Raw genomic sequence first — 11,514 nt, 5'->3', positions numbered from 1 at the left:
CCATAGAGCATTGGAACCACCTGATCCCATCCCGAACTCAGCAGTGAAACGATGCATCGCCGATGGTAGTGTGGGGTTTCCCCATGTGAGAGTAGGTCATCGTCAAGATTGAATTCCGAAACCCCTGTCTGCTAACGCAGACAGGGGTTTCGTCGTTTCAGGGGTACGGAAAAGCCCGTTGCGGAGCCTCTCCACAACGGGCTTTTTCACATTTTAGGCAAACAGTTTCAGCACGTTGTTCATCGCATCATCGGCAAAACCCTGTACGAAATCCTTGAAGCCCGGTAGCGCCTCGGCGGCGCCCTGCGCCGGTTCGGCGATGATGGTCCAGGTGGCTCGGGACTTGCCCGCATTCAGTGGTTCAACGCTCATCGCTGCCCACAGATTGGCCACACCCAGGGTGTTGTAAATGGTGGTCCAGGTCATGTGCCGTGCCTGGTCGTCCCGAGAGTTGAGTTGTTCGACCACCAGGTTGCCGTCCTTGAAAAACTTTTTACGTAGCGATGACACCCCATCACCGGTCATCTCGATGTGCGACAGTGCCGGAATGAAGCGATCGAAGCGGGCAAAGTTACCGACTACGGCCCATACCTGCGCAGCGTCGGCGGGAACGTCCACCGAGGACACCACGTGGCAGCCTTGAGGGTTTTTGATCAGGGTATCGGGTTGCAGAGTACTCATGGTTTTGCTCCGTTGGGGTTGAGTCAGATGAAGTTGATTTCTTTGAGGTAGTCGCAGCCGCGACGCAGCAGCGCCGGGGACTTTTGCGGGTAGTGCGCACCCATCAGCCGAACGCCGGCCTGGGCGTTGTCGTGCCCGATCATCGAGATGTCGCCGATGTCCTCCTCAAAGCCGTTGAGGTAGAACCCCAGCACGCCGAACAACGCGTTGTCGCTGTCGACCCGACCCAGTTGCTGTTGCCAGTCGGCGACGCTGACCATCGCGAACTCACGCCCTGCCTCGCGGAAGGACGCCACGTAGTTGTCCCAGCTCAGGGGCTCGGGGTTGTGCAGGTTGAACACAGCCTGTTCCGGTTGATAACGACTGGCGTGGAAGGCGATGAATCGGGCGAGAAAGTCCACCGGCATCAGGTCGAAGTTCAAGGCGAATTCCGGCACCTGGCCAAGCTGGATCGAGCCCTTGAGCATCAGCATCAGGCGGTTCTTGTGTGGCTGGCACACACCCGTGAGGCTGTTGAAGCTGATGTTGCCGGGACGGTAGAGATTGACCCGAACCCCAAGCCCCCGCGCCCGTTCGAGGATTCGCTCGCCGACCCATTTGGACAGGTTGTAGCCGTTCTTGATGTAGATGGGTGGTGTCGGGGCGGCTGGCAACTCAAGCACTCGGCCTTCGGCGGATATCGTGCTGGAGGCTGAGAGCGTCGAGACGAAATTGAAGATTTTTTTGCTGCGCCCTTCGCACAGACGCAAACATTCGAAAATCGGCTCGACGTTGTCCCGCGCCAGCGACTCGTAATCGAGGACGTGATTGACGTTGGCCGCGTTGTGCACCAGTGCGCCAAATTCTCGATCCAGTCGCTGGTAAGCCTCGGGCGCCAAACCGAGTTGCGGCCGCGTTATGTCCGCCGCGTAAACCCTCACCCGGCTCATCTCCAGATGCTCCAGACGGTTCTCCCGCAGCGCCTGGGCAAAGCGTTCGTCCGCCGATTGCCCATTGCCGTCACGAACCAGGCAGGCGACTTCGCTGGCCCCCCAGGCCAGCAACGCCTCGACGATATGTACACCGACAAAACTGTTGGCGCCGGTGACGATCACCTTGTGCACATCGCCCATGCGGCTGATGGGCAACGGCTGAATATCCAGTTCGCGGAAGGCATCGCGCAGGGCCTGTTCGCTCAGTACCTCTTCACTGCCGGAGCCGCGCACCAGAGTCGCCAGTTTGGTGATGGTGGGCAGTTCGATAAAGCGGTTGATCGATATGCTGCGCCCGAATTCTTCGCGCAGTCGCAGGAGCATGCGTGACAGCAGGATCGAGTGCCCGCCCAGATTGAAGAAGCTTTCGTCGGTGGAAATGTCGCTCGCCGGCAGCTCCAGCAACTTGGCCCAGATGTCCAGCAGCAGGGCCTCATCGGCGTTGCCGGGCAGGCGCCGTGAAGGGTTATCGGTGACGCTCACGGGCAGATCCAGCAACGCCTTGCGGTCGACCTTGCCATTGCTGGCGTAAGGCATGCTTGCCAGCTCGGTCCATGCAACGGGGTGCATGTAGTCCGGCAGGTGCTGTGTCGCGTGGGCCTTCAACGCTTGGCGAGCGGTGCCGGGGAGGTCTTCCTGAGGTTGGGCAAGGAAGGCCAGAATCCGTCGCTGGCTATCGATGACCACGGCAACCTGGCGGTACAGCTGGCTGTCGCGCAGACAGCGCTCAATCTCTTCCGGCTCGACCCTGAAGCCGCGAATCTTCACCTGATTATCACGCCGACCGCAGAGTTCGATCCCATCAGCCGTCCACTTCGCCATGTCCCCGGTGCGATAGACGCGCAGGGTCCGGCCGTCAGGCAAGTTCAGGTCCAGATAGCGCTCGGCGGTTTGCTGCGGGTTGTTCAGGTAACCCAGGCACACACCCGGGCCGGCGATGTACAACTCACCGACGGTCTGTTCGGCCACCGGTTGAAAGTCATCATCGAGAATCAACACCTGGCTGTTGGCGATCGGCGCACCCAGCGAGCGGTTGTTGTCGCCCGCCTGGAGCCGCCGCGCGGTAATCAGCACCGTGGCTTCGGTCGGCCCGTAGAGGTTGTAGAGCTTGCCCTGACGGCTCAGTTGCTCGATGACCCACGGCTCGCAGACATCGCCGCCGGTCATCACATGATCCAGGCACTGCAACTGCTCCAGTGGCAGGATGCTCAATAAGGCGGGCGGTAAAAAGGCGTGGGTCAGTTGTCGATGACGAATCAGTTCCACAAGTTGCAGCGGATCGCGGCGTTGGTCATCACCGGGCACGATCAGCTCGGCGCCTTGTAACAAGGTCGGGAAGATGTCGATCAGCGATGAGTCGAAACTCAACGAAGAAAATTGCAACACCCGGCTCTGTCCGGTCAACTGCATATAGTCGGCGTACCAGTGGGTGAAGTGCGCGAGGTTGGCCTGGCTGAGCAGCACGCCCTTCGGATGGCCGGTGGTGCCCGAGGTGTAGAGCGCCATGCAGGGTGCATCGAGGTCGGGGCGTTGGCGCATCAACGGTTGAGTGAGGTCTGCGTCATAGACGTCGATACTGCTGATGTCCAGCCCTGGCATCTCGCTCGCCAAGGGATGCTCGCCGTCATGCAGCAACAACACCGCGCCGGCGTTCGACAGGATGTACTGCTGACGCTGTATCGGATGGCTCGGCTCCAGCGGCAAGTACACCGCGCCACTGCCCAGGATCGCCAGGATTCCCGCATACAGCGCACTGCATTTGGGCAGGCAGATTCCGATGACTACCGGGCCTTGATGCTGATCCAGCAGCGGTCGCAAACGTTGCTCGATGGCGCGGCTATGGGCGTGTAGCTGGCGATACTCGAGGGTATTGCCAGCGATGCTCAAGGCCGGGTGGTCGGCGCTCTGGATGAATTGTTGTTCCAGCCTTTCGATCATCGGCGTTTGCGCCAGTTGCTGCAGCCGTGGGTCGGCGGTGCCATTGAGGCGATGCACGAACGCAAGGCTGTCCAGGAACCGCAGGCTCTCGATGCGCTCGAAGCGGGCGGGTACGGCGGGTACGGCATGTCGAAAATAGTCGGCATCGCGCGAGTAGCGGCTGACCAGCAGCGCCACGTGGTCAACCAGTGCTGTCATCGCCTGCATACGCAAAACCTGACCGTTACCCGACGGTTCATCGGCAATGGGTACACGGGTCAGCAGCGTTGAGCCGTGGCAGCACAACACGTCCAGCGATGGCAGACCGGAGGCCTGTGCCAGGCCGAGACCCAATTGCAATGTCAGTCGTTGCGCATCCCCGATGTACTGAAACGGTGTGCCATCGTCGATCAGCAGATCAGCCTGTCCAGGCATATCGTCGAGCGCGCAGATCCGCGTCAGTGAGTGACCGTGTTGTTCGAGTTCCAGCGCCAGGTCGGTCAGGGCCTGGCTTTTTCCGGTGAGCAAAATGTCGAGACGTCTCATGAAGGGCTCCTCGTCAAACCAGATAGTCGCTGAGGGCGGTTTGTACGCACGGCGAATCGAGCAGCGAACTGCTGTGGAAAAACCGCACAATGTTGGCCACCAGCGGGTGATGGCGATTGATCGGGAAGGCCATTGCCGACACTTCGCTCTTGAGTGCGTGACGCGCCGCGTCGTTGATCTGCAGTGCGTCGATCAATCGGAAGTCGAAGGATTTCTGGATGTCGTTGGTCAGGTAATGGCCAATGAATACCGGCAGGATCTGCGCGATGTACTGGCGGTCATCTGCACTTGCGGTATGCCAGTAGATGCGTACCAGTCGCGCCCAAAAACCGGAGTGACGGCCCTCGTCCAGCAGGTGATCGGCCATCAGGCCCTTGATCGATTGCTTGACCGTGTCGTCCTTGGCGAACGCAGCGACATCACCGGTCACGGTGTTTTCGGCGATGGCCACGCAGATCAGCTCTACAGCGCTGCGCAGGTGCTCCGGTGCTCGCGCCACGGCCGCCGGTATCGCCCGGCTCAGCTCGATCTCATCCGGCAATTCAATGGGGGGGATGCCGGTCAACGCGATGGTCTGTTGCATGAAATCCATCGCCACCAGTGCGTGGTAATCCTCGTCCACCACGACCGTCATGGCGTCGTAGCGGCAGGCGAACGGGAACTCGAACGCGAAGCGATTCTTGGCGATGCTGCGGGCGGTTTTGTCGACGATCTCGGTTTCGAAAATCACCACATCGTTGATGAACTTGTAGAGCGTCTGCACCAGGGCGAAGTCGCGCTGTTCCGGGCATTCGCGCAGAAAGGTTTCGCTCAGCACCAGCGGTTGGCGGCTCAAGGGGTAGATCAGTTTGTCGTCGTTCTCCAGAACGCGGCGCGGGCGAGTGCGGATGGTCGCGCGACTTTCCCAGGCGTCGGCGAAGGATTGGTAGTCGGCGGCGTTCATGCGCTCACCTCCGTGACGGATTCGTTCATGCTCAGGCGCAACCCGTCCCACAGGGCGATACGACTTTCCACGGCAGCGATGGCGCTGGCGTACACGTCTTCCTGCCGTTGCGGGTCGCTATCGACCAATCGCGACAGGAGCTTTTCCGCTGCCGGGCCGTGGTCCTCGGAGTCGACTTCTATGTGTCGTTCGAGGTAGTAACGGAAGGTCGGCGCCTGCTCGATGCCGATGCCCCAATCGTCGAGGATGCGCTGGAACATCCGCGGGATAACGCTCTCGCGACCGTGCAGAAACGCCGCCGCCACACTGTGACCCGGCGCATGCAGTGCTGTGTGTAGCGTATGGCGAACGAAATTTGCGGCCGCCGGATCGACGTTGACGCTCTGCAAGGCCACGTCGTAGCTCACGCCTTCTTGCTGCAGGGTCACGAAGCGTTCGATGGCAACGGTGCAGGCGCCGACTTCGCGCATTGCATCCAGGTACAACTCGAAGTGGCTGTAATGACCTTGGGCCGGGCGGTCATCCGACTCCTCACCCAGCACGATCTCGTTGATCAACCGCGCTGCCTGGGGATCCTGTGGCGGCAACCAGGGCAGTTGCACGCAAGTCAGCTCCTGTTGCAGGCGCTTGGTCAGCGACATGAAGTCCCATACGGCAAACACGTGGGTTTCCATGAAGCGTCGCAGGACCGCAAGCGAATGTATTTCAGAGAAAATCGGATGTTCGCTAAGTTCGGATTTTTTTTGAAGCAGACGTTCTTTAGTTGGTTTCATGGATGAGCCTGTAAGTGATCTGAGGTGAGAAGTAATCAAGCACTGAAGTTCGCTGGAAGTTTTCTCCTGGCGAACGGGTACCTCAAACGAATTGATCTTTTTCAGTGCTATAGATGCCGAGTAACCAAGGCGTTGCTGTCACTTGTGGCTGGCGGCGAAGAAAAACTAATACACATATAAAGTGTTGATCAAGTTGTTTTGCTATTATTTTAATATTCAACTTTTTGAAAGATGACAAGTTCCAATAAAACTTTTTATATTGGTTTTATTTGGGCGTAGTTACTCCTTCCAACCTATATAAGTCAGAATTGAATAAAGAGTGAATGCCTCACTCGAAGTAACTTTTTATCGGGCGTCGTTGGGGGTGTCTGAGGGGGTGGAAGCAGGTCGCGAGTGATGCCGATCCTTCCGTTCCCGTAATGAGGCTCCTTCCTTCGCTTCTTGGGGCGGGGGCTACGCCATTCGCACGGCGAGTCCCCCGTTTTATTTTGTCTTGGTTACCCAGAGTGGGCGCAAATCAAGGCGGCCGCCATTACTGAGGCACCACGCAATCGTTGCGATGGTCAGGTTTGAAGGTGGCAAGGCATTGGGTTGCGGTATGGCGTCGCGAGGGTGGTGTGGTATGAGCACAGGGGGTTTGTAATCAAATTATTCGCATGCACATTCGGAGGAATGTGCGGCAAGCGAGGCGAACCTTTCGGTGTGCCTCCCCGGGCTTGCCGCTGCAGGTTACTTCGACGTGTTTTTGGTCTGTACTTCAGGGCTGTCGAGGTAGCGCGTAATGACCTCGACCCCTCGGTTCAGGTGATGTTCGAGCAGTTTCATCGAGCGTTCGACGTCCCGGTCTTCGGCGGCCCGCAACAGTGCCCGGTGGTCGTCCTGGGACAATTTGCCCAGGCCCATGGCTTCCAGGTTGAAACGCAGGAACCGCTCTTCTTCGATCAGGCCGTCTTCGACCAGTTTCAACAGCCGGCGATTGGGCGCCCGGCTGTAAAGCGCCATGTGGAACAGGCGATTGAGCCGTCCGATTTCGGTGTAGTCGTTTTGCGTTTCGAGTTCGTCGATGTAACGGGCAGCCTGTTCGAGATCTCTGTCCTGGAGCAGTGGCACCGAGAGACGCAGGGCTTCGGATTCCAGCAGGATGCGCAGCGCGTAGGTTTCCACGGCGTCGCCCTGGACCAGCGGCGCGACCACGGCGCCCTTGTGGGCAATCACGTTGAGCAACGATTGAGCTTCGAGCTGGCGCAAGGCTTCGCGTACGGGCATGCGGCTGACGCCGAACAGGTCGGCGAGGTCTTGCTGGCGCAGGGCCGCACCGCAAGGAATGCGCCCGTCGAGTATGGCTGCGCGCAGGGTTTCTTCGATCACCGAGCGTGCCATATGAGCGGGAATCGGCCCGTTGACCTTGATACTGCTGAGAGGGTTGGGCTTTTGTGTCACTAAACGCACCCTGATTGATGGAATTTTTTGGATCCAAGCGACACTAGTAATTGACTGACGGCTTGTCAAACAAGTTCACGAGTGCCTTTCTTGCAGTTTAGCGCGCCGCCAGTGATTGCACTGTGCCATTGTCTTTTTCCGGTCTAACCTGCACCATTCAAATGACTCCCTCCTGCCTATCCAGGATGCCTCGCATTGGCGGCAAGTTTAACGATCCCGCGGATTTTACGCTGGCTGTGCAGCGCATTGCTGCTGGCTGGCGTGATGCTGGGCAGCTTGAGCGCCGATTGGGACTTTTCCCTGATCAGCCGGCGGGCGCAGGCATTGTACGGACCTTTGGGAGAAGGTCAGCAGCGCATTAATGATTGGCAACACTTGTTGGCCAGCCAGAAGCAGATCGGCGAGTTGGAACAACTCAATGTGGTCAATCGCTTCTTCAATAAACAACTGCGATACGTCGAAGACATCGACCTGTGGCACGAAGTCGATTACTGGGAAACCCCGATCGAAGCCCTTTGGAAAGGCGCCGGAGACTGTGAAGACTACGCGATTGCCAAGTACTTTAGCCTGCGTCACCTCGGTGTAGCCAGTGAAAAGCTGCGCATTACCTATGTCAAGGCACTGACCCGGAATCGCGCGCACATGGTGCTGACCTACTACTCAAGTCCGGAAGCAGAGCCCCTGGTGCTCGACAGCCTGATTGATGCAATCAAGCCGGCCAGCCAGCGAAAGGATTTGCTGCCGGTCTACTCTTTCAATGCGGAAGGGGTGTGGCTGCCGGACGCCAAGGGCAATAAAAAGGTCGGCGATACCAAACGCCTTTCGCGTTGGCAGGATCTGCTGAAAAAGATGCAGGCCGAAGGATTCCCGGTCGAGACGACCAACTAGGAGCACACGCTCAGATGTCTTTGTTCAAACAGCTGTTGATTGCTATCTGTCTGTTCCTGGTGGTCGCCTTCACCGGCAGTTTCATGGTCAGTCTGGAGAGCTCGCGCACTCAGTACGTCAACCAGTTGCGCTCCCATGCCCAGGACGCCGCGACGGCGCTGGCACTTTCCCTGACACCGAATATCGACGACCCGGCGATGGTCGAGTTGCTGGTCAGCTCGATTTTCGACAGCGGTTACTACGCGAGCATCCGCGTGGTCGATCTCAAGACCGACCAGACCCTGGTTGAGCGCACGGGTATCCCGGCGGTGAACAACGTTCCGGACTGGTTCGTCAAACTGATCGGCCTGGAACCCGCCGGTGGTGACGCGATCGTCAGCCGCGGCTGGGAGCAGGCTGCCCGGGTCGAGGTGGTCAGCCACCCGATGTTCGCGCAGGCCAAGTTGTGGCAAAGCGCTTTGGGCAGCCTGGGCTGGTTGCTGCTATGTGGCGCGGTCAGTGCGGTACTCGGCGCGCTGTTGCTGCGTCAGCAATTGAGGCCACTGGATTACATGGTCCAACAATCCCACGCCATCGCCCGGCGGGAATTCCTCAGCCTGCCGGAACTGCCGCGCACCCCCGAACTTCGCCGGGTCGTGCAGGCCATGAACCAGATGGTCGAGAAGCTCAAGGCGCTGTTCCAGGAGCAGGCCGAGCGCAGTGAAAAACTACGGGTCGAGTCCTATCAGGACTCATTGACCGGGTTGGCGAACCGGCGTTATTTCGAGATGCAACTGAATGCGCGGGTGAGCAACCCGGAGCAGGCCAGTTCGGGTTACCTGCTGCTGTTGCGGGTCAAGGATCTGGCCGGTCTCAACCAGCGCCTCGGCGGCCAGCGCACCGATGAAGTGCTCAAGGCCGTCGGTGAGCAACTGTCTCGCGAGTGCGCCAAATATCCGGAAACCCAGAACCTGGTGACCCGTATCCGCGGTGGCGAATTTGCCGTGCTTGCGCCGGGGCTGGTACGTGAAGAGGCGCTGCAACTGGCACAGAACCTCGATAGTGCCTTGGCCAGTCTGCACGCTACCGGCGCCACCGATGTGGCTGCCGTGGCGTCTATCGGCCTGGCGCCTTTTGCTCACCGCGACTCGCCGCAAGCCGTGCTCAGCCTCGGCGATCAGGCGCTGGCGCAGGCCGAAGGTCAGGGCGAGCAGAACTGGGCCTGTATCGAACACAGCCTCTCGGCCAGTGTCGGCGACGATCACCACGCCTGGCATCGCATGCTCGACCAGGCGCTGACTCAGCAACGTTTCGAGCTGTATTTCCAACCGGTAGTGGCCGCCCAGGACACGCAACTGGTACTGCATTACAAAGTACTGTCGCGACTGCTCGACGAACACGGCCAGACCATCCCCGCCGGGCATTTTTTGCCATGGCTGGAGCGCTTCGGCTGGACTGCGCGTCTGGATCGGCTGATGCTCGAACGGGTGTTGGAGCAAATGAGCGAGCATGAGGAGTCTCTGGCGCTGAATCTGTCGTCGGCGACCCTGGGCGACCCGCAGGCGCAAAACAAAATCTTCGAGATACTGCGTGCGCATTCCAACCTGGGCCCGCGCCTGACCCTGGAGATTGGCGAAGAGCAACTGCCTGACCAGGCGGTGCTCGAGCAGTTGACCCGGCGCCTGCGCGAACTCGGCTTCTCCCTGAGCCTGCAACGTTTTGGTGGCCGCTTCAGCATGATCGGCAACCTGGCACGGCTGGGGCTGGCGTACTTGAAGATCGACGGCAGCTATATTCGGGCCATTGACCTGGAGAGTGATAAACGCCTGTTCATCGAGGCGATCCAGCGAGCGGCGCACAGCATTGATTTGCCGCTGATTGCCGAGCGGGTCGAGACTGAAGGCGAGTTGTCGGTGATTCGCGAGATGGGGCTGTACGGTGTGCAGGGCCAGTTGTTCGGCGAGCCCAGGCCCTGGAAGTAACTCTTTAGAGCTGGGTTGCCCGCGATGAGGTTGGAACAGTCACTGAAGATCAATGATCAGATCAACCCGGTCTCTTCATCATCGATCAATTGGCTCAAGCCACCCAAGGCTTCACGGGCCTGGTTACGGTCCATGAGCTTGGCCTGGGCCGCCGTTGGCAGGTCGGTGACGCGGATCACGCCTTTCTGGGTCAGCACCTGAATCAAGTCATCGAGTACCCGGATCATTTCCAGGTCACTTTGCTTGAGCTGCTTGAGGCTGTTCTCCACAGCCGCGTTGGCAAACCAGGTCTGGATTTCATGATGGTCGGCCGGCAGCGTTTCCGTGGCCTCGGCGTAGGCGGCGGGTTCCACGCGTACCAACAGACCCTGCGCATCGCGTTGCACGTAAAACATTGAGCACCCCTCGGATTTGAGCCAGCGTCATGCTGTCAGCAGCATAGGTCAACTGCACGCCAGTATGTGGCGCGGTGACGAAATCGTCACCGGGCAGTGGATGCAAACGTGACGGCCACCCCATCAGCGTGTCGTTGCCAGTGCCGCCGAGCAGGATGTCATTGCCCGCACCTCCAAGCAGACGCAGTATCGCCAGCAATTGGGCTTCCAGCGTCAGGAAATCAGCATGTCCGAGCCGTTGGTGGCCCAGGGCGCGGTATCGCCGGTGGAAGTCCTGCGGCTAAGGCGTGCCGAAGCGGAGACCCATGGTCGGCTCGACGCCACCACCCTGGCGATTCCGCGAGCCGAATCGGCAATCAAGGAAATGCAGCGCAAGGTTGATGAAACCCGTGGCAAATTCCGTAGCGAAGCCCTGACCCAACTCAACGAAGCACGCACCGAGCTGAACAAGGCCCAGGCCACCGGCAAGGCCTTGGAAGACCGGGTCAGCCGGACGCTGGTCACTTCGCCGGTCTGGAAACCGTACTACCAGAGCTATCTGACCAGAGGCCTAAAAGGCACTCAAGCCTTGGTTATCCTGGCACGCAAGCTGGCCAGAGTGATGTTCGCGCTGATGAAAAACCAAAGTGAATACAGGCCAGATTCTATGCTTGGGGTTCCCCCCAAACATAGAATCTCCCACATTGGATTTTTGCTGGAGCACAATCTTGTGCCCAACGGAGAACCACTGTGGTAGCGAGCTTGCTCCGGGCGGCGTTCCGACGATGGCGTCAGTGGAAACACTCAATCCACATCAATAAGTGACATAAAACGTCACTCATCATCCCCGACCATTCCTGATCAATCGCCATATCGTTATTCATTAACGGTATTTAAATTTCAATTCTTATATCTATAAAGTCAATCTCCTGCGTACCTGCCGATCAATCGGCGCGCCGCACGACACGAACCAACACGGGATCTCCGTGAGTTTCTGATCGACGCGCGCGCCTTTGAGCG

General features: G+C 59.0%; 9 protein-coding genes, 1 rRNA gene and 1 pseudogene. 4 read left to right on the top strand and 7 right to left on the bottom strand.

Annotated features, from left to right (window positions below):
• A 5S ribosomal RNA gene (gene rrf, locus AC1DXW_RS07680) occupies positions 1-108 on the top strand; the annotation flags it as partial.
• A 105-nt stretch (positions 109-213) separates the two neighbouring features.
• Here the strand turns inward: rrf and AC1DXW_RS07675 are convergent.
• From AC1DXW_RS07675 to AC1DXW_RS07655, 5 genes are all read right to left on the bottom strand, one after another.
• A complete protein-coding gene (locus AC1DXW_RS07675; protein ID WP_477759888.1) occupies positions 214-681 on the bottom strand; it encodes an SRPBCC family protein in 468 nt (155 codons plus the stop codon).
• A gap of 23 nt (positions 682-704) precedes the next feature.
• Positions 705-4,115, bottom strand: coding sequence for a non-ribosomal peptide synthetase (locus AC1DXW_RS07670; protein ID WP_477755377.1), 3,411 nt, complete (start codon positions 4,113-4,115; stop codon positions 705-707).
• Between the two features lie 13 nt (positions 4,116-4,128).
• On the bottom strand, positions 4,129-5,058 hold the full coding sequence (locus AC1DXW_RS07665) for a diiron oxygenase (protein ID WP_477755376.1): 930 nt from the start codon (positions 5,056-5,058) through the stop codon (positions 4,129-4,131).
• The gene (locus AC1DXW_RS07660) at positions 5,055-5,831 is read right to left on the bottom strand and encodes a DUF3050 domain-containing protein (RefSeq protein ID WP_477755375.1); all 777 of its coding nucleotides are present in this window, start codon (positions 5,829-5,831) and stop codon (positions 5,055-5,057) included. Before AC1DXW_RS07660 ends, AC1DXW_RS07665 begins: the two co-directional genes overlap by 4 nt.
• 729 nt (positions 5,832-6,560) lie before the next feature.
• Positions 6,561-7,271, bottom strand: coding sequence for a GntR family transcriptional regulator (locus AC1DXW_RS07655; RefSeq protein WP_477755374.1), 711 nt, complete (start codon positions 7,269-7,271; stop codon positions 6,561-6,563).
• A 195-nt stretch (positions 7,272-7,466) separates the two neighbouring features.
• Between AC1DXW_RS07655 and lapG the strand changes: the two genes are divergently transcribed.
• Together lapG and lapD are read left to right on the top strand one after the other, a co-directional pair.
• Positions 7,467-8,159: a cysteine protease LapG gene (gene lapG / locus AC1DXW_RS07650; protein ID WP_477755373.1), complete on the top strand. Its 693-nt coding sequence runs from the start codon at positions 7,467-7,469 to the stop codon at positions 8,157-8,159.
• Between the two features lie 14 nt (positions 8,160-8,173).
• On the top strand, positions 8,174-10,120 hold the full coding sequence (gene lapD, locus AC1DXW_RS07645; protein ID WP_477759887.1) for a cyclic di-GMP receptor LapD: 1,947 nt from the start codon (positions 8,174-8,176) through the stop codon (positions 10,118-10,120).
• Positions 10,121-10,176: 56 nt separating this feature from the next.
• Here lapD and AC1DXW_RS07640 read toward each other — a convergent pair whose 3' ends face one another.
• Positions 10,177-10,515: a tryptophan synthase subunit beta gene (locus AC1DXW_RS07640; RefSeq protein ID WP_477757220.1), complete on the bottom strand. Its 339-nt coding sequence runs from the start codon at positions 10,513-10,515 to the stop codon at positions 10,177-10,179.
• On the bottom strand, positions 10,418-10,714 hold the full coding sequence (locus AC1DXW_RS07635; protein WP_477759886.1) for a hypothetical protein: 297 nt from the start codon (positions 10,712-10,714) through the stop codon (positions 10,418-10,420). Before AC1DXW_RS07635 ends, AC1DXW_RS07640 begins: the two co-directional genes overlap by 98 nt.
• Here AC1DXW_RS07635 and AC1DXW_RS07630 point away from each other — a divergent pair.
• Positions 10,673-11,029 (top strand): annotated as a pseudogene (locus tag AC1DXW_RS07630) (HlyD family type I secretion periplasmic adaptor subunit); the annotation flags it as partial. The gene AC1DXW_RS07635 and the pseudogene AC1DXW_RS07630 sit on opposite strands and share 42 nt — an antisense overlap.
• Between the last annotated feature and the right edge of the window lie 485 nt (positions 11,030-11,514).

This window comes from Pseudomonas sp. P4_C4 (assembly GCF_056402055.1).
The sequence above is the reverse complement of the archived record's forward strand: the minus strand, read 5'-3'. Positions and strand labels throughout refer to the sequence as shown.